The following is a 21,459-nucleotide window of genomic DNA, read 5'->3' on the forward strand; positions in this document are numbered from 1 at the left end:
CTCCCTTGATCGAGGAATGGCGTGAATCACACCAAGGTTTCTTTCATCCTGGGCCTGCTGATGAGCTGGCTATTGCTGGCCCCCCTGGTCCAGGCGGACACACCTCCGCTGCTCGATCGCGAGGCCGTGACCCAGCGAATCCAGGCGCTGCAGCCCGGCGACGAGGAGAGCGCCAGCGATGCCGTGCAGCGAGAGCTGGAGGCACTTCAGGCCGCCGAGGAGGCGCTGGGTGAGCTGGTGCGTATCGAGGAGCGCCTGGCAGTGCTTGAGCAGCGCGTCGCCGATGCGCCGGATGAGCTGCTGCGCCTCGAGCGAGCGCTGGCCGAGGAGGAGGCGCAGGCGCTGGCGCTGAGCGCCACCGATCTGAACGACCTGCCTATCGCCGAGCTGGAGGCGCGTCAGCAGCAGGCGATTCTCGAACTGCAGCAGCTGCAGGATCAGCTCGCCGAGGTCAACGCCCAGCTGCTGGGGGCGCAGACCCTGCCGGAGCGCGCTCAGCAGGCCATTGCCGAGGCCATGCAGCGCGTCGAGCAGGCGCGTCGCGCTCAGGAGGAAGTGGAGGCGCAGGCGCTGGCCGCCGATGACCCTCGGCTGATTCGTCGTCGTGCGGAGCACCGCCTGGCCGAGGCGGAGCTGCGCTTTCATCAGCTGGAGTTGAGCACCAATACCCGGCTGCGGGAGCTGGCCCAGCAGCGTCAGGAGCTGCTCAACCGCCAGGTGGCCACCCAGGAGGCCGAGCTGGCGACGCTGCAGAGCGTTATCGATCGCCAGCGCCGCCTGGCTTCCGAGCAGGCGATCGCCGACGCTGCGGTGGACGACCCGCTGATTGCCGCCGGGCATCCGGTGGTGCTGCGTGCCCAGCAGATCAACCGCGATCTCAGTCTCGAGCTGCTGCGCTCCACCGACCGGACCAATAGCCTGGTGCGCGAGGGCATCGAGGTGCGACGTCAGCTGGACCATGTGCGCCAGCTGGAGCGTAGTCTGACCGAGCAGATCGAGGCGGTACGCGGCAGCATGCTGCTGTCGCGCATCCTGCGCGAGCAGCGCCAGGCGCTGCCCCAGGTGGCGCCACGGCGCGACCTGCAGGAGGAGATCGCCGACCTGCGGCTGCGCCAGTTCGACCTGGGTCGCCAGCGCGACCAGCTGCGCCAGAGCGAGCGGTTGGCCACCCAGCGCCTGGAGGAGGCCGACGTCGAGGTAACCCCGGCGCTGGTGGATTCGCTGCTGCGGCTCTACCAGTCCCGCCGCGAGCTGGTCGATCAGCTGGAGCAGGCGTACGGCAGCCTGCTGACCGCGGCCATCGACCTGCAGCTTAACCAGCAGCAGCTGATGGCGACGTCCCGCGAGCTGCGCCACACCATCGACGAGCAGCTGTTCTGGGTGGCCAACAGCCGCCCGCTGGGGCTGGCCTGGCTGCAGCATCTGCCGGCCAACCTGCTGCTGGAGTGGCAGGAAGGGGAGTGGCGTCATGTCCTGCCGCCCCACTGGGAGGCCCCCGATGCCCGCGGGCTGGCGGGGCTGCCCCCGCTGCTGGCGGCGCTGCTGCTGGTAGGATTGCGACGGCGCATCAAGGCCCGCCTGAGCGAGCTGCACGAGCAGATCGGCCGGCTCAAGAGCGACAGCCAGGGGCATACCCCCCAGGCGGTGGCGCTCAACGCCCTGCTGGCGATACCGGGGCCGCTGGCGCTGGCGGCGGCGGGCACCGTCCTGGCGGTGGGGGGCGATGCAGTAGCGGTCAACCTGGGGCAGGCGCTGTGGCAGCTGGCGCTGGCCTGGGGAGTGATCGCCTGGGCGCGGCGCCTGCTGGTTCGCGATGGCGTGGCCACCCAGCACTTCTACTGGCCGGCGGGCTACGTGGCACGGCTGCGCGCCCTGCTGCGCTGGCTGGGGCTGTCGCTGGTGCCGGTGCTGGGCATTGCCGCGCTGGCGCGGGGGGCCGAGCTGCCGCTGGCGTCGCGTCCGCTGGCGCTGGGGCTACTGCTGGTGGGGCTGCTGGCCATGAGTGTGATCCTGGCGCGGCTGATCCTGGCTCATACGCCCTTTTTCGGTGTCAAGCTGTTCCGTCTGGTGCTGGGGCTGTTGCTGGCGCTGGTGCCCCTGGTACTTGCGGGGCTGATCGTGGCCGGCTACGAGTACACCGCCCTGAGCCTGGTGGGGCGCTTTGCGGTCACCCTCTATGTACTGGGCATGTGGATTCTGGTGGAGGCCACGGTGGTGCGCGGTCTGGCGGTGGCGGCTCGGCGACTGGCCTTCAAGCGGGCCCTGGCACGGCGACGCGCCCAGGTGCAGGAGGGCGGCGAGGGCGGCCTGGAGGTGGTCGAGGAACCGCCTCTGGACATGGAGCAGATCAACCAGCAGTCGCTGCGTCTTTCCAAGCTGATCCTGCTGGTGGGCTTCGCGCTGTTGCTTTATCTGGTCTGGGCCGACCTGCTGGCGGTGCTCGGCTACCTGGAGCAGGTGACGGTCTGGGAAGTGGACGAGCGCCAGGAGGGGGTGGAGCTGGTAACCGGCGCGCTGGCGGTCTCCGATGTCTTCACCGCCCTGCTGATTCTCGCCTTCACCGGGATGCTGGCGCGCAACCTGCCGGGGCTGCTGGAGGTGATGGTGCTGTCCCGCCTGGAGCTCAAGCAGGGCAGCGCCTACGCCATCAGCTCGCTGCTCTCCTATGTGATCGTCGGCACCGGCCTGGTGCTGGCGCTGGCTACCCTGGGGGTGGCCTGGAGCCAGCTGCAGTGGCTGGTGGCGGCGCTGGGCGTGGGCCTGGGCTTCGGCCTGCAGGAGATCTTCGCCAACTTCGTCTCGGGGCTGATCATCCTCTTCGAGCGCCCGGCGCGGATCGGCGACACCATCACCCTGGGCAACCTCACCGGCACGGTGAGTCGCATCCGCATCCGCGCCACCACGGTGATCGATTTCGACCGCAAGGAGATCATCATCCCCAACAAGACCTTCGTCACCGACCAGCTGATCAACTGGTCGCTCTCCGATACCGTGACCCGGGTGGTGCTTAGCTATCGTGTCTCTTATGGCTCCGATCAGGCGCTGGTGCATCGCCTGCTGCGCCGGGCCGCCGACGAGAATCCCCGGGTGCTGGCCGACCCGGAGCCGCAGGTGTTCTTCATGGCCTATGGCGAGAGCACCCTCAACTTCGAGCTGCGGGTGTTCGTCAACGCCCTGGGCGACCGGCTCTACGCCACCGACGAGATCAACTGCCGGGTAGGCGAACTGTTCGCCGAACATGAGGTGGATATCGCTTTCAATCAGCTGGAGGTCTGGCTCAAGCGTCCGGGGGAGTCCCGCAAGGTGCTGGAGAGCGTTGAGCGGCCCCGGGGGGGCCAGGCTCCCGGGCATCCGCCGCCCGGCGCCGCGGGGGACCCCGGCGACTTTGAGAGTGGCAGCGGTGAAGGAGGCGAAGCTGACGCCGGCGGGCGCTGAGCCCGACTGGCGTGTCAGGCACCGTCCGGTTCGCGAACGGCATGCAGCAGAAATTCACGGTTGCCGCCGCCGCCGCGCAGCGGGCTCTCCTGCCAGTGCAGCACCGCCAGCCCCTGGGCCTGGCAGCAGGTGCGCAGGGTCGCCTCCACCTCGGCGTAGCGGGCCGGGTCGCTGACGATGCCCCGGGCGTTGAGGCCGCTCGGGCCCACTTCGAACTGCGGCTTGACCAGCGACAGCAGCTCGCCGCCGGGGGCGAGCAGGGCGGAGATCTCGGGCAGGATCAGTCGCTGGGAAATGAAGGCGACATCCATCGTGACGATGTCCGGTCCTCTGGCGCCCTGGGCGATAAAGGCCGCCTGCAGCCTAGGCTCGGCGGCCATCTCCCGGGCGTTTACGCCTTCCAGGCAGCTCACCCGCGGGTCGTCCCGCAGCGCCGGGTCGAGCTGGTCGTGGCCCACCTCCACGCCAATCACATGGCGAGCGCCGAAGCGCAGCGCACAGTCGGTGAAGCCGCCGGTGGACTGCCCCACGTCCAGTACCAGCTTACCGTTTAGGTCGAGGACGAGTGTTTCGATCAGCGCCTCCAGCTTGAGGCCGGCGCGGGAGACATAGCGTTCCTCGGGGTCGTCCTCGACCGCCAGCTGGGCATCATCGGGGAGCTTCTCGCCGGGCTTGGCGAGCAATCGGCCGCCCTCTGCCAGTCGCACCCGGCCGTTGCGGATCAGCCGCTGGGCGCGGGTGCGAGAGCGGGCCAGGCCCTGGGTCACGAGCAGCTGGTCGAGGCGGGGCATATCGGCTCCATCCGGGAGAGGGGAGGCCATTATAGCCGCCGGGGAGCGTGGCGGCAGCGCTGGCGTTCGGGAATCAGGCTGGGATAATGGCCTATTCATTAGCCGGATAATAGATACAAGGAGCCGCGGTGGATTGGAGTGCCGGACAGGCGCTGGTGCGCTCGCTGGCGATCGGGGCCCTGGGGGGCGGGGTCTTCCAGCTGCTGGGGCTACCGCTGGCCTGGATGCTGGGCCCCTTGGTGGCCAACCTGGTGGTCGCGGCCCGGGGGATGGACGTTCGCGTGCCGGAGGGGCTGCGGGAGGCGCTGCTGGGGGGGGCTGGGCCTGGTGCTTGGCAGCCAGGTCACCCCGGAGCTGGCCGCCCGGGTCATGGACTGGCCGCTCTCCATGGCGCTGCTGCTGACCGGAGTGGCGGTGTCCACCGCGGTGGCGGCGGCCTGGTATCGGCGATGCGGCTTCGACTCGGTAAGTGCCTGGTTCGCCTCGGCCCCCGGCGCCATGACGGCGATGATCCTGATGGGCGAGAAGTGCGGCGGCGATCCTCAGCGTATCGCCATCGCCCAGTCGTTGAGGATTCTGCTGGTGGTGCTGTGGCTGCCGCCGCTGTTCTGGCTGTGGGAGGGGGCGCCGGCCACCGCCATGGAGACCGCCGCCCCGGCGGCCCACCTGTGGATGCTGCTGGCCCTGCCGCTACTGCTGCCCCTGGGGCGCAGGCTGAGGCTGCCCTCGGCCTCGCTGCTGACGCCGCTGCTGTTCGCGGCCCTGCTGTCCGGCTTCGATATCGCCAGCATGGAGCTCACCGCCTGGGGCATGAACCTGATGCTCTGGGGGCTCGGCAGCGCCATCGGGTCGCGCTTCCGGGGGCTCTCCCGGGCCCGCTTCGGCCGCTATCTGGGCCAGGCTGCCGTGGCGACCCTGCTGGCCCTGGCGGTGCTGGCGCTCTTTGCCGAGCTGCTCCACCGCCTGCTGGGCGTGCCGCGGGACGTGGCGCTGCTGGCGCTGGCGCCGGGCGGCATCGGCGAGATGGCGATCCTCGCGGTGGCGCTGGAGATCGACCCGGTCTTCGTCGCCTTTCACCATCTGCTGCGGATGATCGCGCTGATGCTCTTCGCCCCCTTCTGGGCACGCTGGCTGCTGCGTCGACGGTGAACCGGCTCCCAGGAAAGCCCCGATCGATCTCAAGGCGCGCCGGCCGGGCCCTGGTCGGCCTGCAGGTCGGTCGGCGGTACTCGGTCGGCGCCCCAGCTGCGGTGAATGTAGCCGACTACCCGGTCCAGCTCCTCCTGGGTGATCTTGGCCAGCTCACCGCGCTCCAGCGGATCGTAGTGGAAGATATAGAGCCTCGAGGCGAACTGCTCGAAGGGCAGCGAGGCTTCGCCGAAGCGTTCGCCGTTGCCGGCGGTGCTGACCTTGACGTCGTCGCCCCAGTTCTGGCCGCTGTCATTGTTCGGGTTGTAGAAGTAGACCCGCATCACCTCGGTGGGATCCAGGGCGACCCGCAGCACGGTGATGGCGTGCCAGCCGATGAAGCGCGCCGCACTGTCGGTGACGGCGATGCCCGCGGGCTGGGGATGGATCAGTGGCTGGTTGCCGTTGTAGTAGGGGTGGTAGCTGGCATAAAAGTGGCGCAGGAAGTCGTCCAGCTCGTGTAGCTGGCCGCTGGCCACGTCGACGTTGATCCGAAAGCCCCGTCCCGACCACCAGCCGTGGAACTCCGGGTTCACCCAGCGGTGCGGATCGCCCTCGCGGCCGACGCAGCGGCGGCCCATCTCGGCATAGATGCGATCCAGGTGCGGCACCACGATCAGCGAAACGGGATCGAGGTCGATGGGGAGGGTCTTGGCAACGCCGGAGAGGCTGGCCATCGACGAGATCGGCTGGCCCTCGAAGTGCATGATGATCTCGTCGTCGCGGGCCGCCCAGGCCACCATCTGCAGCAGATAGTCCGGGTCGTTGTAGGCCCACATGGAGAGCGCCCGGGCCGACTGGCAGGTGGGATTATTGCCCTGGCCGACGCCCAGTGGCAGCCCGAGCATACAGAGCACGCCTTCCAGCAGCCGGGCACGGGGCGAGACGGCGTCGCCATAGGCGATGGTCAGACGTGCCTCCGACCACTCCGACAGCGCCAGCCCCAGTTGGCGCCACATGGCCGGTGCCACCGGCGGCTGGTAGAGGATGCCGCGTTCGAGCATCAGCGCCAGGCCGTAGGCTGCCTGGGGCGTGGCAGGGTAGACGGCGCCGCGGATCAGGGCATGGACCAGCTGCCGGTAGCAGAGCAGGCAGTCGCGCCCGGTGGAGGAGAGCCCCAGCGCCTCGGCGAGCAGGTGGTCGCTGTGATCGAGCAGGTGGCGAAGCAGCACCGGATGGTAGGGCGAGACCAGGCCGGTGTCATGCATGGCTCGGGCAAACCCGGTAGCCTCGTACTGCAGGGCGGATTGGTCCATGCTGCCCAGCCGCTGGCGGTAGACCTCCAGCCCCGGGTCTTCGCGACAGGCCTGGGTGGGACCGAACAGCGAGCTGACCAGGCGGTCCGCGCCCTGGCCGCTGATGCCGAGATCGATCTCCGGGTTGGCCTGGCAGATGGCGATCTGGGTGATCATCTGCTTGACCGGCTCCACCTGGATCGGGCGCTGCTGCAGGATGCGCCAGATCTCCTCGATCAGCTTGTCGATGATGTGTTCGTAGCCGATTCGCCGCGCCAGGTGCTGAAACAGCTGGCGGGGAATCTGGGCCAGGCGACCCTGGGTTTCGCGCTCGGCCTCGCTGGGAGCGCCGAACAACAGCCACAGGTTGATCGCCATGACCTGGGTGAGATAGTGGTGCGACTGTTCGGCGGACACCACGGGGTGCAGGTAGTCGCCCTTGGCGACTGCCAGCAGGCGCAGCTCGCTGAGCGCCTCGATCACCACGGTGTTGGGGTCCGGGCTCTTGAGCGCCTGGGTGGTGAGCGACGGGACCAGGTACTGGGGAGTCTCCCAGTCGGAGCCGAGGAACACCCCCGCCTCCTCGAGCTGCTGGACCCGGGCCTCGATGGCCGCGCAGCCGCCCTCCTGAAGCAGGACGCGCCGCGCGGTATCGAGCACTCGGGGAAGTTTGGCCGGTTTGGCAAAGGCGCGGGCGCCGGCCAACAGGGACACAGCCTCGTCGAGTTTCTCCACCAGGCCGCCCAGTCTGTCGTCCCCCGCGGGGGACGCCCCATCTTGCATCGTCACGTCGACTCCTCGTCGTCAGGTTGGCGTGGCCACCATGACGCCCTGATCAGACATAGAAATCAAGCTCTTCCTGGTGCTTGAGCAGATCCCGCAGGGTGTGCGGGTCTTCGCCCTTGAAGTAGATCAGCCCCCAGTGGGTGCCGAAAGCGGTGCGTTTGGTGACCGTCTCCTCCACGGGCGGGGTGAGCTCGTGGGACTCGAAGTAGGGGTGATCCTCGACCTCCTCCGGGATCTCCAGGCGGCTGACCACCCGGCGACGCGGGTAGACGCCGAAGCAGCCGGCGTAGCACTTGGCGTCCTCGACCTCCTTGGGGAAGAACGCCTTGACCTCCTCCGGGGTGCTCTTGGGGTCGAAGACCAGCATGCTGGCCTGGTAGGCGTTGAAGCCGTAGACCCGCTCGAGCAGCTCGAAGACCTTGAAGCCCGGGGGGCGATAGGCCACCTCACCGAAGTACATCTCACCGTCGCTGGTAACGAAGTATTCCGGGTGGATCAGGCCGAACTCGATGTCGAACGCCTTGATCAGCTTCTCGATCTGGGCGGTGATCTGCGGCCGGTACTGCTCGAGTTCCGGCGAGGCGGGCACGAACACCGAGTAGCCCAGGGTCACGTACTCGGAAATATTGAGAAACACGATCTTGCCCTTGTGGACCCAGGCCTCAACGGCGAACTCCCAGCCGTCCAGGTGCGACTCCATCAGCACCGGAAACTCCTCGTCGGGGATGGTATCGACCTCATCCGGGGTGCGAATTACCCGGTGACCCAGGCAGCCGGCCTTGTCGAAGGCCTTCAGGTGGATGGGGTCGTTGGGGTCGCCGTCGAGCTTGAGCAGGGTCTGGTTGACCCGCTTGAGGAAGCGGATGACGTCGGCCTTGTCATGGGCTTCTTCGAAGATGCCCACGCGGATGCCGCCGAGCTGGGCGCGGCGCTTCATCAGCGCCTTGTCGCGCAGCAGCAGCGACTGGCCGTAGAGCCGCGGGCTGTCGAGCAGCACCGAGTTGATGGCCCCGGCCCACTCCACGGTCTCCTCGAACAGCGGGATGGCGACGTCGACGCCCATGTCTCGCAGGGTCTCGGCGATCTCCATGGAGCGGTCGTTCAAGCGTTCGAAGTTCCACGACACATAGGGGATGTCGTGCTTCTGGCAGTACTCCTCCGCCCAGTCCGGCGCCACCACCACGTAGCGTCGATCGAAATCCTCGGCGGCTTCGATGGCATTCAGGCTCCAGCCGAGCAGGGCGATATAGCCCTTGTTGGGATCCTTTTTCATGCGGTTGCCTCCTGGTGCGTAAGAAGTGCCATGACCTTCCGGGCGGCTGTCGGGCAGCCACCGAGAAGGCCGGCGTAGTGGTTTCACCTTACACGAGGGAGCCGCATCTGACATTGTTGCGTCGCAGCATTCTGCGCGAAGGCGGCCCGGCTCTTGTGGCGCCGTCGAGCCACTGGTATAGTGCCAATCACTCGGCAAGTCATTGATAGCGCGCCGGGTTCGGTGCCGGCTCCTGCTGTTTCCAAGCCGTCATCGCGCTGTGGTGGCCTCGTCGGTCCTCCCGCAACGCTAAACCGCAAACCCCGCCAGGCCCGGAAGGGAGCAACGGTAGCGGTGGTCGCGTGTGCCGGGATGTGGCTGTCGGGGCCGCCTCCATTTGTGCACTGCGAAGCGCAAGGCGCGTGTTCGCCGAAAGTACGGTGCAAGCTGTCGCCCGCCCCCTCGAGTGCGCCCCTGCTGGAGACGTTGCCATGAGCCAAGGCAAGGTGCTGGTCCTGCATGGCCCCAATCTCAATCTGCTGGGGACTCGCCAGCCGGAGATTTACGGGCACGAGACCCTCGATGATATCGACAACGCCCTGCGCGAGACGGCGATCCTGGCCGGCTGGGATATCCGCTGTCGGCAGAGCAATCATGAAGGCGAGCTGATCGACGCCATTCAGGCCGCCCGCCTGGACGGGACTCAGGCGATCATCATCAATCCTGCCGCCTTCACCCACACCTCGGTGGCGATCCTCGACGCCCTCAACGCCTTCGATGGCCAGGTGATTGAGGTGCATCTCTCCAACGTGCACAAGCGCGAAAGCTTCCGCCATCACTCCTACGTCTCGCTGCGTGCCGACGGCGTTATCGCCGGGCTGGGGAGCCAGGGCTACCATGCCGCCCTGGACGCCGTAATCAAGGCCGCTGCGTCCGGCTGATACGTTTTTTCAACGCCTTTCCCTGCGGGCCCGCCAGCAATGGCGGGCCCGCTGCGCTGTGCGCCTTTGTCACCCGGGCTGACAGGATCGGCATATTGGCTACCTTGGTAGGCAGCGTCATCAATAGTCGTGCTTTATCTGGATGAGGGGATATCCCAATGGAGAAACCGGAGACCATGGCCCCGGAAACGCGCAAGAAGCAGGAGCTCAAGCTGTTCCTGTTCATTGCCGTGCTGCTGTTCCCGATCCTGGCCATCGCCGTGGTCGGGGGCTTCGGCTTCGCCGTCTGGATCTACCAGATGTTTGCTGGGCCCCCGGGCCCACCTTCCTGACACGAGGTGCTGGACAACGAGGTACCATGCCACAGCCCGATAATAACAAGCGTCGTCAATTCTTCCGCTCGCTGGGCGGCCAAGGCCCGATAAGACGACCTCCCTGGACCGCTGACGACTTTACCGACCGCTGTGTGCGCTGCCGGGCATGCGTGGATGCCTGCCCGGAGGGCGTGCTGTTTATCGGCGGAGGTGGCTATCCGGAGCTGCGCTTCACCGACGGCGGCTGCACGCTGTGCCGTGCCTGCGTGGACGTCTGTGACGCGCCGGTCTTCGATACCGGTCGGCCAGCCTTTCCCTGGCGAGCCCGCATCGAGTCGAACTGCCTGGCCCTGGCCAACGTGCACTGCCAGAGCTGCCAGGACGCCTGCGAGTGGCGCGCCATCCGCTTCGTTCCACAGCTGGGCCATGCCCCGACCCCGCGGCTGGACACCGCTGCCTGTACCGGCTGCGGCGCCTGCCAGGCCCAGTGCCCCAATCACGCCATCACAATGACAAGCGAGGAGAGGGCCCATGTCGACTGATGCCCTGCATATCGCCAGCCTCCTGGTCCACGTGCAGCCGGGCCAAGCCCGCTCGGTTGCCCGCTGGGTGGAAGGCCAGGCCGACACCGAGATAGGCGCCGAGGATGCTGCCGGCAAGCTGGTAGTGGTGGTGGAGAGCCAGCACGAGAGGCGCATCTTCGCGCTGGTCGATGCGCTCCAGGTGCTGCCGGGGGTGCTGGGGGCGGCGCTGGTCTACCACCAGATACTCGATCCCGTCACCGCCGATGAGCCAGAGGGGGCCCTGTCATGAAGATGACCCGTCGTGAATTCGCCAAGGCCAACGCGGCGGCCGTGGCGGCTGCCACCGCCGGCATGGCCATCCCAGCCGGCGCCAGCAACCTGATCACCAACGCCGAGCTGACCCAGTTGAACTGGAACAAGGCGCCTTGTCGCTTCTGCGGGGTGGGCTGCAGCGTGATGGTGGCGACCCAGAACGATCGCATCGTGGCCACCCACGGTGACATCCACTCGGAGGTCAATCGCGGCCTCAACTGCGTCAAGGGCTACTTCCTCTCCAAGATCCTCTACGGCGAGGACCGGCTGACCCGGCCGATGCTGCGCAAGCGCAACGGGGTCTACGACAAGCGCGGCGATTTCGAGCCGGTCTCCTGGGACGAGGCGCTGGATCTGATGGCGGAGAAGTTCAAGGAGGCCATTCGCGACCACGGGCCGGAGAGCGTGGCGATGTTCGGCTCCGGCCAGTGGACGATCTGGGAGGGCTACGCCGCCAGCAAGCTGTTCAAGGCCGGGCTGCGCTCCAACAACATCGACCCCAACGCGCGGCACTGCATGGCCTCGGCGGTGTTCGCCTTCATGCGCGCCTTCGGCTCCGACGAGCCGATGGGCGTGTATGACGACATCGAAGCCGCCAACGCCTTCGTGCTGTGGGGCTCCAACATGGCGGAGATGCATCCGATCCTCTGGACCCGGGTCACCGACCGCCGGCTCTCCTACCCGGATACCCGGGTGGCGGTGCTCTCCACCTTCGAGCACCGCAGCTTCGATCTGGCCGACATCCCCATGGTGATGAAGCCCAACGCCGACGTGGTGATTCTCAACTATATCGCCAACCACATCATTCAGACCGACCGCGTGGATCGCGACTTCGTCGAGAAACACACCAATTTCGTGCGGGCGGTGGACGACATCGGCTACGGGCTGCGCGATGAGCATCCGCTCGAGCAGGCGGCCGCCAACGCCGAGGATCCCAACCGCTGGTCGGCGATGAGCTTCGAGGAGTTCGCCGAGCATGTGGCGCCCTTCACCCTGGAGCGCGCCGCCCGGGAGTCCGGCGTCTCCGAGAGCCGCCTGGAGCAGCTCGCCGAACTCTACGCCGACCCCGACACCAAGGTGATGAGCTTCTGGACCATGGGGGTCAACCAGCACACCCGCGGCGTCTGGGTGAACAACCTGATCTACAATCTCCACCTGCTGACCGGCAAGATCTCCGAGCCCGGCAACAGTCCCTTCTCGCTGACCGGCCAGCCCTCGGCCTGCGGCACCGCGCGGGAGGTGGGCACCTTCTCCCACCGCCTGCCGGCGGACCGGGTGGTTACCAACCCCGAGCATCGCCGCGAGGCGGAGGCGATCTGGAAGCTGCCCGAGGGCGCCGTGCCCGAGCGGGTCGGCTTTCACGCCGTGGAGCAGAGCCGCAAGCTCAAGGACGGCGCGATCAAGGTTTACTGGACCCAGGCCAGCAACAACATGCAGGCCGGCCCCAACACCCAGCAGGAGATCCTGCCGGGCTGGCGCCATGACGAGGCCTTCGTCATCGTCTCCGATATCTACCCCACGGCCTCGGCCCAGGCCGCCGACCTGATCCTGCCGGCCGCCTCCTGGGTCGAGAAGGAGGGCGCCTTCGGCAACGCCGAGCGGCGCACCCAGTTCTTCCATCAGCTCGTCTCACCCCCGGGGGAGGCGCGCTCCGATCTCTGGCAGCTGGTGGAGCTTGCCAAGCGCATCGACGTGGCGGACGTGTGGCCGAGCGAGCTGCTCGACAAGGCGCCCGAGTATCGGGACAAGACCCTGTTCGAGCTGCTCTACGCCAATGGCCAGGTGGATCGCTACCCGCTCTCGGACATGGAGGAGGGCTACGCCAACCAGGAGGCCGAGGCGCTGGGGTTCTACCTCCAGAAGGGGCTATTCGAGGAGTACGCCCGCTTCGGCCGCGGCAAGGGCAAGGACCTGGACGCCTTCGACCACTACCACCAGAACCGCGGCAAGCGCTGGCCGGTGGTCGATGGCGAGGAGACCCTGTGGCGCTACCGCGAGGGCTACGACCCCTACGTGGAAGAGGGCAAGGGCGTGCAGTTCTACGCCAGGCCCGACGACCGGGCGCTGATCTTCGCCGTTCCCGACGAGCCGCCCCCCGAGTCGCCGGACGAGGAGTATCCCTACTGGCTCTCCACCGGGCGGGTGCTGGAGCACTGGCACACCGGTTCGATGACCCGGCGGGTGCCGGAGCTGCATCGGGCGGTGCCGGCGGCGCTGCTCTACATGCACCCCGAGGATGCGCGGGAGGAGGGCATGCGCCGTGGCAGCGAGGTGAGGGTGGTCAGCCGGCGGGGCGAGGTGCGCCTGCGGGTGGAGACCCGGGGGCGGGTCAGGCCGCCCAGGGGGCTGGTCTATGTGCCCTTCTTCGATGCCAATCGACTGATCAACAACGTGGTCCTGGATGCCACGGACCCGATCTCCAAGCAGACGGACTTCAAGAAGTGCGCGGTCCGCCTGGAACTGATCAGCCTGGCCTGAGGCCGAGACGCAAGGAGAACGACGATGAAATGGCTCAGCACGCTTTGTCTCTCGATCCTCCTGGTGGTGGCCGGCCTGGCGCTGGCCGAAGAGCGCCGGGACGATTCCGCCCCCGACGGCCTGCGTCCCGGGGGCACCCTCGGCCAGTCGCTGCCGGCGCCACCGCTGGCCGGCGAGCCCCGGGAGCTCGGTCGGCAGGTACTCAACTACCCCGAGCAGCCGCCGGTCATTCCCCACGGCATCCGCGACTATCAGGTCGATACCCGGACCAACCGCTGCCTGACCTGCCATAGCCGCAGCGAGGCGGTGCAGGCCGGTGCGCCCATGGTCAGCATCAGCCACTTCCGTGATCGCCACCAGCAGGTGCTGGCGGCCGTGTCCCCGGATCGCTACTTCTGCACCCAGTGCCATGTCCCCCAGACCGATGCCCGGCCGATCGTCAGCAACACCTTTCTGACGGTGGACGAGGTGCTGCTCGAGATACTGCATGAGCGGGGGGAGCAACCATGAAACGCTGGCTGCAACGCTACTGGCACATCCTGACCAGCCCCAGCATGCACTTCAGCCTGGGCTTTCTGACCCTGGGCGGCTTCATCGCCGGGGTTTTCTTCTGGGGCGGGTTCAATACCGCGGTGGAAGCCACCAATACCCAGCAGTTCTGCGTCTCCTGTCATGAGATGGAGCGCAATCCGCTGCGGGAAATGCAGGACACGATCCACTACAACAACCGCTCCGGGGTGCGTGCCCAGTGCGCCGACTGCCACGTGCCCCACGACTGGACCCATAAGATGGCGCGCAAGATGGAGGCCTCCAAGGAGGTGTGGGGCTGGGTCTTTGGCACCATTCGCACCGAGGAGCAGTTCGAGGAGAAGCGCCGTGAGCTGGCCGAGCGGGAGTGGGCGCGGCTGCGTGCCAACGACTCCCTGGAGTGCCGAAACTGCCATGAGTTCGAGCACATGGACTTCACCCAGCAGAGCTCGCGGGCGGCCCGCGCCCACTCCACCACCCTGGCGGAAGGGGAGGCGACCTGCATCGACTGCCACAAGGGCATCGCCCACGAACTGCCCGACATGGGGCCCGACTTCGAGCCCGGCACCGCCGGACTGCCGGGCTTCGAGTCGTGGGTCGCCCACCTGGAGCGCGACGGCTGACGGCAGGCTCTCGGCTCAGCCGCCTCGGGTGGCCAGGGCGCCCGGCCGGGGCGCAGCGAGGACTGATTCGCGGTGAAAAGCCTGGGTGATCGGTATCACGTCACGGCGGTTGCCCGGGTCAGTTCTCGATAAAATCGACCTTCCAGATCCCGGCGGCGATTTCGGCCAGCCGTTTCTGACGGGCTTCTATTCGTCTCTCGTTCCAGTGGTCATTCTGCTCGGCAATGGCTCGAGTGATCTGGAAGTCGCTGGTAGCGTAGGCGTGGCGTTTCTCATCGAAGTCGGCGTTACCGATATCCCGGTTGGCTCGGCTTTCCAGGGGCGTCATGTTGCCGAGTCGATAGATCAGCCCCTCCAGCTTTCCGTCCGGGATATGCGCCCAGGCCTCTGCCGGATGTTCTGGCAGCACGTGCTCCAGGTTATAGGTGGGGCTCTCGAAATCCATAGACTGGCCACTGCGCTGGCGCTCGATTTCGAACAGCATGTAGCGCACCACCTTGCGGTTGCGACTGCTGGTGGTGCGCATTGCCTTCTCGGTGAAGGCGGCCTTGAACCGGCGATCATCGGGATAGACGCTACGCAGCGCCGCCAGCACCTGTCCGAGGTTACCGATCTCGCCTTCGGCGAGTTTCCAGGCCACTTCGTTGTAGGTGCGCTCCTGCTCGTGGGTCGGCAGGCTGCAGATCACGTTGTAGCGAAACGCGATAATGGCCACCGCGCGCAGGATGCGGGTGAACACCTCGCGCTCCCGCTCGAAGAAACGCCGGTGGCAGGCCAGCAGCATGGCCAGCGGCTGGCGCACGTTGAACATCTGCAGCTGCTCCAGGGCACGCTGCTCCGGCTCGCTCCAGCCTGGATCCTGAGGGTCCCGCAGGGCCGCATAGAGTCCCGCCTGGTGATCGAGCTCGCGAATCAGGCCAAAGGCGCCCTCTCGGTCGCCGATGCGGCGACGGATGGTCTTGAACAGCTCGGCCTTGCGCACCAGCCGATGCCGGCTGTTCCAGTAGACGCGCAGGAACTCCGGGAAGCTCTCGCTGCCCAGCAGCCCCACAATGCGTTCCCAGCGGTCCTCCAGGGCCTTCAACTCGGCCTCGTGAGTCGAGGCGGAACTGACCAGCGAGAAGAGGTAATTCTTCAGCAGGTCGGTGGAGGAGAGGCGAACGCCGCGGGCGTTTAGCGTCTCGAACACCTTGAAGGCGTTGAGTTCGTCGGTGACCGTGATCACCGTGAAGAACAACTTGTCGACCAGGGTGTCGATGAAGGCTGCCAACCGCTGACCGCCTCCCGCTTCGTCGCCGACGTACACCCGGAGGCGGTCCTTGAACCAGTCATACGCCTTGCGCAACTGGTGCTCCGATGCATGCAGGCCGCGCTGGGGCAGCCGTTCCAGGGGGACCAGGTAGGTTTGGTAGAAGCGGTCATTGTGGCGGTTCAGGGTCAGCTTGGATCGCGGAATTAGCGAAACCGGATCCAAGTAGCCGATATAGCTGTTGCGCAACTGTTCCTGGCGACGACGGTTGTCCTCGGCATCCTGGCCCGCCTCGACCAGCGACTGCAGGAGTCCCAGCCCGCCCAGGAGCATCACGCTCAGGGTGGTGATGCGCTGCTGACCGTCGATGATGTCGAAGTGCTTGCTGTCGGCAGATTGCAGCACCAGATAGCCCATGTAGTGGGCCGGCTCACCGTCCTCCTCGAACAGGCCGAGCACATCCTGCCAGAGGTCGTCCCACTCATCTTCTCCCCAGGAGTAGTCGCGCTGAAAGGGGGGTACCCGGTAGGTCAGTCCGTTGCCCAGCAGCTGGCGCAGGGTCTGGTTGGCCGTATTGAAATTCATCGTCGCCATGGGGCACCACCAGTGGTCATGGGATGGAACCTAGCCAGTTTACCCGCTTGAATAATACCTGTAGAGCTGGCCAGCACTCTTGTCTCCCTCTCAAACCCAAGGATCTAGCGCGCCAATGGCTGGCGTCACCGCGTCCATGAGATACTCTGCGGCCAACATTGCCCCGACCATCGACATGGTCCGGAAACTCATGACATCTTCGGCATTTCCGCCTAGAGCCTGATTAACCCCCTTCACCATGCCTGATATTCGCCTGCGTATCGAACTGCTCGACACCGATCCCCTGGTCTGGCGCTGCGTACTGGTGCCGGAGCAGATCAACCTGCACCGCCTGCACGAGGTCATCCAGGAGGAGTTGATGCAGGCGCTGCAGGCCGAGAGGGAAAAGAATCGGAAATGAGCGTGGGCCGCCAACACTCGTGCGACAACATGCCGGCAGAAGGCGTGCATGTCTGCCTGGCCGCCAACTTTCTCGAAGAGAGTCGGCACTGGCGCTGGTGCCTGTACTTCGAGCGCACGGCGACGGAAGAAGATCTAAATACCTACCATATGCTGGAGCAGGAGGGCGATACCCTCTGGTGCGCAGCCATCGGCATCAGCCACTGCCCGTTCTGCGGTGAGGCCCTGCCTGGCGATACGCTCAAGGAAGATCGTGCCGCCGAGATGGTCATGACCGATTATCGCTTCGACTGGTTGGGTAGATAATCCCGAACTCGTTGCCAGGAGCCTCTACAGCAAACTATGAGTGAGTACCAGTACTACGAATTCCTGGCCGTGGACCGGCCATTGAGCGTAGATGACCAGCGGGCGCTGAGAGCGATTTCCAGCCGGGCGCGCATCACGGCAACCGGCTTCACCAACCACTACGAGTGGGGCAATCTGAAGGCCGACCCCACCCGGCTGCTGCAGCGCTACTTCGACCTGCATGTCTATGTGGCGATCTGGGGATCAAGACGCCTGCTGATTCGACTGCCCAGGACGGCACTCTCCCTGACGGAGCTGGACGCCTTCCAGCTGGATGAGTGTGATCTGCTGGAGGTTCGTCAGACGCCCGAAGGTTGGCTGATCGATATCAATGCCGAAGTCGATGAAGAGGCCGCTTGGGACGAATTCGACGATGGCAGCGGCTGGATGGGGGCGCTGGCGGGGGTACGCCAGGAGCTGCTCTCCGGTGACCTGCGGCTGTTCTACCTCTGTTGGCTGTGGGCCGTGCAGCTCGGCTATATCCGCGAAGAGGCCCTGGAGCCGCTGCCGGGCATCGGTCCCCTGACCCCCGGCCAGCAGGCGCTGGCCGAGTTCATGGCGCTCGATCCCATGCTGGTGGAGGCCGCGGCCGAGTCCGGCGAGAAGGCGCCTGCCGGCAGTGAGGTCGAGGGCTTTGTCGCCTCCCTTCCCCTGCAGGAAAAGGATTCGCTGTTGCGGCGCCTGCTGGAGGGCGATGGCAGTGTGGCCGCCGAGCTGCAGCGTCGTCTTCGCCAGCAGGGTCAGGCGGATCAGCCGCCGCGTCGCAGCGTGGCCGAGCTGAAGATACAGGCCGATGCCTCTCACGAGCGACATCGCCAGGCCTATCTGGCGGAGAAGGCGTGCCGGGAAGCGGAGCAGGCAGCGGCAGAAGAGCAGCAGCGTCGGGAGCGAATGGCCCAGGTGGCCAGGCTGGGCGAGCGAGCCTGGCAGGAAGCGCTGAGCCAGATCGGCCGTCGGCAGCCCAAGGGTTACGAGATAGCCGCCGGGTTGCTTGCGGACCTGCATGAGCTGGCCATCGAACGCGGCGAGCAGTCCGCCTTCGAGGAGCGCCTGGACAGGATAGTGGCCGAGCATCGGCGCAAGGGGCGTTTCCTCGAACAGCTGCAGCGCCTTGGGCTATTGCCGTGACTGCTGAGCAGCCTCGCTCTCGGCGTCTGCAGTCTGATGGTCGCACCGGCTCTCGAACGGTCGATGATATTCACGGATCGGGGCGCCGTCAGGACGCGTTTGGCGAAGCGGGTTCATCGTGCCACTTCCCCAACGCCAAGACCTCCGAGCAGCAGGCCTTATGGGCAGATTGGCTCCGTCAAGTCATGCCAGGGGACGCTGCTCTGACAGCTTCTTGATATGCTCCTTGAGCCCCAGGGCGCGACAGACGTCCAGCTCGAGGGCAATGCCGGTCTCGAGGCTGTCGTCCACCCGCTGGCTTTTACGATGGCCTGCATGACGCTGTCGCAGCGCCGCGATTCGACCAGGATCAGCACCACGTTGCGTGGGCTGAGGATCTCCAGCCCGAATAGGCCGAAATGCTGCTCGAGGCCCTGGCCCTGGGTGTTGCCGATGATGGTGGCCCCCGTCGCGCCCGCTTTTCGAGAGACGGGTATGGCCTGTTCGGTCTTGCCCTCGTCGACCATCAGGATGATCAGCTTGAAGGCCATCGCCGTCTTGGTGACGCCTTGGGAGTGCGTTAATGATAAAGATCAAGCCTCGATGCCAATGGCCTGTCATGGCGAAGTGGGCAGGCTTGCGACACCCGGTCGCGGCTATCGACCTTGGTCGCATATAGACCTTGGTGTATAATGCGCCGCAGCAAATGCTTGCGAAAGGGGAAAGGCGGACCATGACCATCGATACATCCACCACGGCCGGTATCCAGCGCAGCCTTCGCCAGTGCCTCTCGAACGTAGCGGTGCTGCTCTACCATCACGGCCATGTCCTGGAGACGGTGACGATCCCCCATCGCGGTCTCGACCGCAGCGCCCTGCGGCAGCTGGGTCAGGCCTCGGACGACTGGCGCACCTGCCAGCAGGTGCTCGAGCACAGCGAGGCGGCCTCCTTCAACGAGTATGATCGCTTCGTGCTGACCCGTCTGGGCCGCGAACTGCTCTTCGACATGTTCGGCGAGGGTGCCGCGGACTGCGCCTGATGGAGCGATGCTGCGCGAGCCGGACGACGACAGCGGGGAGGCCAGTGGCCTCCCCGCGCTGTTTCCGTCCCTCTTGGCTTACTGCGAGATATCGCGGCCGAAGTAGTGCTCGCTGATCTCGGCGTAGGTGCCGTTTTCCTGGATCGTGGCGAGGGCCTCATTGAGGCGCGCTAGCATCTCGTCGTTGCCCTTGTTCACGGCAATGCCGATGTTGTCGACATAGATCGGCTCACCCAGCGGCTGCACCGCCAGGTTGGCGTTGAGGATGGCGTTCTCGCCGATCAATTGGTCGGTGATCACCGCATCCACCCGGCCGCGGACGGTGAGGTCGCGTAGCGCCGTGACGTCGTCGGTGTAGGTGGTCAGGTCGTCGCTGTACTCCCGTGCGGCATCGGCGAAGCTGCTGGCCACCAGCACGCCGAGGGTCTTGCCGCGAATATCCTCGACCTCGGTGAGTGCCTCGTTGTCTGCCGAGATGAATACCTGGGCGCCGGAGCGGTAGTAGGGGGCGGTGAAGTCCACCTGCTCCAGGCGCTGCTCGGTGATCGCCATGCTGCCGATGATGGCGTCGAAGCGGTCGGAGCGCAGGGCGGCGATCAGCGTCTGCCAGGGGTTGCCCACCGGCTCGGCGCGCATGCCCATTTCGTCGGCCAGCGCCTGGCCGATCTCCACGTCGAAGCCGGCCAGCTCGCCGTTCTCGCGATAGCTGAAGGGCGGGTAGAGCCCGGTCATGGCGTAGGTGAAGGTCTCCTGTTCCGCCCGTGCCTCGCCGGCCGGGAAAAGAGTCAGGCCGGCGGCTACCGCCAGGGTGCCGGCGGCGGCCAAGAGGGTGGCCAGCGGCGTGGCGAAGGCGCCTTGGGTGGCATCGTGGGTTGTCATTGTTATCTCTCCTGATCGTGTGGTGTTGCTGGTGATAGGCCGTATGGCCTGGTTGACTTACAGCACGCGGCTGAGGAACTGCCTGGCCTTGGGGTGCTGCGGGTTCTTGAAGAAGGTCTCGGGGTCGTCCTGCTCGGCGATGGTGCCGCCGTCGAGGAACACCACCCGGTCGGCCACCTCGCGGGCGAAGCCCATCTCGTGGGTCACCACCACCATGGTCATGCCGTCGGCGGCCAGGCCCTTCATGACGTCCAGCACCTCGCCGACCAGCTCCGGGTCCAGCGCCGAGGTGGGCTCGTCGAACAGCATCACGGTGGGCTCCATGGCCAGCGCCCGGGCGATGGCCACGCGCTGCTTCTGCCCGCCGGAGAGCTTCTCGGGATAGACGTCGCCCTTGTCGGCCAGCCCCACCTTGGCGAGCAGCGCCTGGCCCTGCTCGATGGCCTGGGCCCTGGGGGTGCGTTTGACGTGGACCGGGGCCTCGATGACGTTCTCCAGCACCGTCATATGGGGGAAGAGGTTGAAGTGCTGGAAGACCATGCCCACGTGCTCGCGGTAGGCGTTGAGCGGCGTGGTCGCCGGGTCGATGTCGCGGCCGTCGAAGACGATGCGGCCCTCGTCCTTGACCTCCAGGAAGTTGAGACAGCGCAGCAGGGTGCTCTTGCCGGAGCCGCTGGCGCCGATCATCACCACCACCTCCTGGGGCTCGATCGTGAGGTCCACGCCCTTGAGCACGTGGAGCTCGCCGAAGTACTTGTGCAGGTTCGTCACGTTGATCATTTGGCGGTATCCATGCGGTTCTCGAGGCGGCTGAGGATATAGGTGAAGAGCGCCACCATGGCCAGGTAGTAAAGGCCGGCGATGGTGTAGAACTCGAGCTGCTTGAAGGTCACGGCGGCGTTGTCCATGGAGAGGCTGAAGATCTCGGTGATACCGATGAAGGCCACCAGCGAGGAGTCCTTGAGCCCGATGATGAACTGGTTGCCCATGGGCGGAATCGCCCGCTTGAAGGCCTGGGGCAGGATGATGCGGCGCATCGCCAGGCCCCGCTTCATGCCCAGCGACTGGGCGGCCTCCATCTGGCCGCGATCCACCGACTGGATGGCGCCGCGGAAGATCTCGGCGATATAGGCGCCGCTGTGGATGGCCAGGGCGATGGTGCCGGCCCAGAAGGCGGAGAGCACCACGAAGTGGGTGATGCCGAAGTAGAGCCACATGATCTGCACGATCAGCGGGGTGCCGCGGATGATGCCCACGTAGCCGTTGTAGAGGATGCTCAGCGCCTTGATGCCGGAGACCTTCATCAGGGCGAACACCAGGCCGATCACCAGGGCGAGCCCCAGCGAGATGCCGGTGATGCGCAGGGTCATCCAGGCCGCCTGGAGGAAGGCGGGATAGGTGTTGAAGAAGTCCTGAAGAAACGACGTCATTGTTGGATTC

Annotated in this window: 20 protein-coding genes, 1 other RNA gene and 1 pseudogene; 14 read left to right on the top strand and 8 right to left on the bottom strand. The window is 66.3% G+C overall.

Annotation, left to right across the window (positions count from 1 at the left end; translation table 11 throughout):
• Positions 1-21: 21 nt before the first annotated feature.
• On the top strand, positions 22-3,435 hold the full coding sequence (gene mscK, locus ACZIYR_RS06120) for a mechanosensitive channel MscK (protein WP_483528575.1): 3,414 nt from the start codon (positions 22-24) through the stop codon (positions 3,433-3,435).
• 14 nt (positions 3,436-3,449) lie between these two features.
• Here the strand turns inward: mscK and ACZIYR_RS06125 are convergent, their stop codons facing one another.
• On the bottom strand, positions 3,450-4,226 hold the full coding sequence (locus tag ACZIYR_RS06125; RefSeq protein WP_483528576.1) for a TlyA family RNA methyltransferase: 777 nt from the start codon (positions 4,224-4,226) through the stop codon (positions 3,450-3,452).
• Positions 4,227-4,354: 128 nt separating this feature from the next.
• Between ACZIYR_RS06125 and ACZIYR_RS06130 the strand changes: the two are divergent.
• Positions 4,355-5,375, top strand: a pseudogene (locus ACZIYR_RS06130) (AbrB family transcriptional regulator).
• Between the two features lie 29 nt (positions 5,376-5,404).
• Here ACZIYR_RS06130 and ACZIYR_RS06135 read toward each other — a convergent pair.
• On the bottom strand, positions 5,405-7,432 hold the full coding sequence (locus ACZIYR_RS06135) for a hypothetical protein (RefSeq protein WP_483529051.1): 2,028 nt from the start codon (positions 7,430-7,432) through the stop codon (positions 5,405-5,407).
• A 52-nt stretch (positions 7,433-7,484) separates the two neighbouring features.
• On the bottom strand, positions 7,485-8,708 hold the full coding sequence (locus ACZIYR_RS06140) for an ATP-grasp domain-containing protein (protein WP_473032879.1): 1,224 nt from the start codon (positions 8,706-8,708) through the stop codon (positions 7,485-7,487).
• 269 nt (positions 8,709-8,977) lie between these two features.
• On the opposite strand from ACZIYR_RS06140, the gene ffs reads away from it, so the two are divergent.
• From ffs to ACZIYR_RS06180, 8 genes are all read left to right on the top strand, one after another.
• Positions 8,978-9,074, top strand: an RNA gene (gene ffs / locus ACZIYR_RS06145) — signal recognition particle sRNA small type.
• Positions 9,075-9,178: 104 nt separating this feature from the next.
• Positions 9,179-9,628, top strand: a complete 450-nt coding sequence (gene aroQ, locus ACZIYR_RS06150) for a type II 3-dehydroquinate dehydratase (RefSeq protein WP_473032880.1) — start codon at positions 9,179-9,181, stop codon at positions 9,626-9,628.
• A 158-nt stretch (positions 9,629-9,786) separates the two neighbouring features.
• Entirely contained in the window at positions 9,787-9,960 is a 174-nt protein-coding gene (napE, locus tag ACZIYR_RS06155) for a periplasmic nitrate reductase, NapE protein (RefSeq protein ID WP_346299630.1), read from the top strand.
• Positions 9,961-9,986: 26 nt separating this feature from the next.
• Positions 9,987-10,484, top strand: coding sequence for a ferredoxin-type protein NapF (gene napF / locus ACZIYR_RS06160; protein ID WP_483528577.1), 498 nt, complete (start codon positions 9,987-9,989; stop codon positions 10,482-10,484).
• Positions 10,474-10,755: a chaperone NapD gene (locus ACZIYR_RS06165; protein WP_483528578.1), complete on the top strand. Its 282-nt coding sequence runs from the start codon at positions 10,474-10,476 to the stop codon at positions 10,753-10,755. The genes napF and ACZIYR_RS06165 overlap by 11 nt, the downstream gene beginning before the upstream one ends.
• Positions 10,752-13,256 carry a nitrate reductase catalytic subunit NapA gene (gene napA, locus ACZIYR_RS06170; protein ID WP_483528579.1) on the top strand — a complete coding sequence of 835 codons (2,505 nt, stop codon included), beginning with the start codon at positions 10,752-10,754 and terminating at the stop codon, positions 13,254-13,256. Before ACZIYR_RS06165 ends, napA begins: the two co-directional genes overlap by 4 nt.
• A 24-nt stretch (positions 13,257-13,280) precedes the next feature.
• Positions 13,281-13,766 carry a nitrate reductase cytochrome c-type subunit gene (locus ACZIYR_RS06175; protein ID WP_483528580.1) on the top strand — a complete coding sequence of 162 codons (486 nt, stop codon included), beginning with the start codon at positions 13,281-13,283 and terminating at the stop codon, positions 13,764-13,766.
• Entirely contained in the window at positions 13,763-14,407 is a 645-nt protein-coding gene (locus ACZIYR_RS06180; protein ID WP_483528581.1) for a NapC/NirT family cytochrome c, read from the top strand. The genes ACZIYR_RS06175 and ACZIYR_RS06180 overlap by 4 nt, the downstream gene beginning before the upstream one ends.
• 118 nt (positions 14,408-14,525) lie before the next feature.
• Here ACZIYR_RS06180 and ACZIYR_RS06185 read toward each other — a convergent pair whose 3' ends face one another.
• Entirely contained in the window at positions 14,526-16,250 is a 1,725-nt protein-coding gene (locus ACZIYR_RS06185; RefSeq protein WP_483528582.1) for a DUF262 domain-containing protein, read from the bottom strand.
• Between the two features lie 238 nt (positions 16,251-16,488).
• Here ACZIYR_RS06185 and ACZIYR_RS06190 point away from each other — a divergent pair, with 238 nt between their 5' ends.
• The 3 genes from ACZIYR_RS06190 to ACZIYR_RS06200 are packed head-to-tail and all read left to right on the top strand — an operon-like array spanning position 16,489 to position 18,122.
• Complete coding sequence (locus tag ACZIYR_RS06190; protein ID WP_483528583.1) at positions 16,489-16,650, top strand: IS1096 element passenger TnpR family protein; 162 nt, start codon at positions 16,489-16,491, stop codon at positions 16,648-16,650.
• A 2-nt stretch (positions 16,651-16,652) separates the two neighbouring features.
• Positions 16,653-16,955, top strand: a complete 303-nt coding sequence (locus ACZIYR_RS06195; RefSeq protein WP_483528584.1) for a hypothetical protein — start codon at positions 16,653-16,655, stop codon at positions 16,953-16,955.
• 36 nt (positions 16,956-16,991) lie between these two features.
• A complete protein-coding gene (locus ACZIYR_RS06200) occupies positions 16,992-18,122 on the top strand; it encodes a hypothetical protein (protein WP_483528585.1) in 1,131 nt (376 codons plus the stop codon).
• A 158-nt stretch (positions 18,123-18,280) separates the two neighbouring features.
• Here the strand turns inward: ACZIYR_RS06200 and ACZIYR_RS06205 are convergent, their stop codons facing one another.
• Entirely contained in the window at positions 18,281-18,652 is a 372-nt protein-coding gene (locus ACZIYR_RS06205; RefSeq protein ID WP_483528586.1) for a P-II family nitrogen regulator, read from the bottom strand.
• Positions 18,653-18,834: 182 nt separating this feature from the next.
• Here ACZIYR_RS06205 and ACZIYR_RS06210 point away from each other — a divergent pair, with 182 nt between their 5' ends.
• Positions 18,835-19,140 carry a hypothetical protein gene (locus ACZIYR_RS06210; RefSeq protein ID WP_473032894.1) on the top strand — a complete coding sequence of 102 codons (306 nt, stop codon included), beginning with the start codon at positions 18,835-18,837 and terminating at the stop codon, positions 19,138-19,140.
• A 78-nt stretch (positions 19,141-19,218) separates the two neighbouring features.
• Here ACZIYR_RS06210 and ACZIYR_RS06215 read toward each other — a convergent pair whose 3' ends face one another.
• Genes ACZIYR_RS06215 through ACZIYR_RS06225 form a run of 3 tightly spaced genes read right to left on the bottom strand, consistent with a single transcriptional unit; the run spans position 19,219 to position 21,449 of the window.
• Positions 19,219-20,019: a transporter substrate-binding domain-containing protein gene (locus ACZIYR_RS06215; protein ID WP_483528587.1), complete on the bottom strand. Its 801-nt coding sequence runs from the start codon at positions 20,017-20,019 to the stop codon at positions 19,219-19,221.
• Between the two features lie 57 nt (positions 20,020-20,076).
• A complete protein-coding gene (locus ACZIYR_RS06220) occupies positions 20,077-20,799 on the bottom strand; it encodes an amino acid ABC transporter ATP-binding protein (RefSeq protein ID WP_483528588.1) in 723 nt (240 codons plus the stop codon).
• Positions 20,796-21,449, bottom strand: a complete 654-nt coding sequence (locus ACZIYR_RS06225) for an amino acid ABC transporter permease (RefSeq protein WP_483528589.1) — start codon at positions 21,447-21,449, stop codon at positions 20,796-20,798. Before ACZIYR_RS06225 ends, ACZIYR_RS06220 begins: the two co-directional genes overlap by 4 nt.
• Between the last annotated feature and the right edge of the window lie 10 nt (positions 21,450-21,459).

It is taken from the genome of Billgrantia sp. NRB1 (assembly GCF_056921725.1).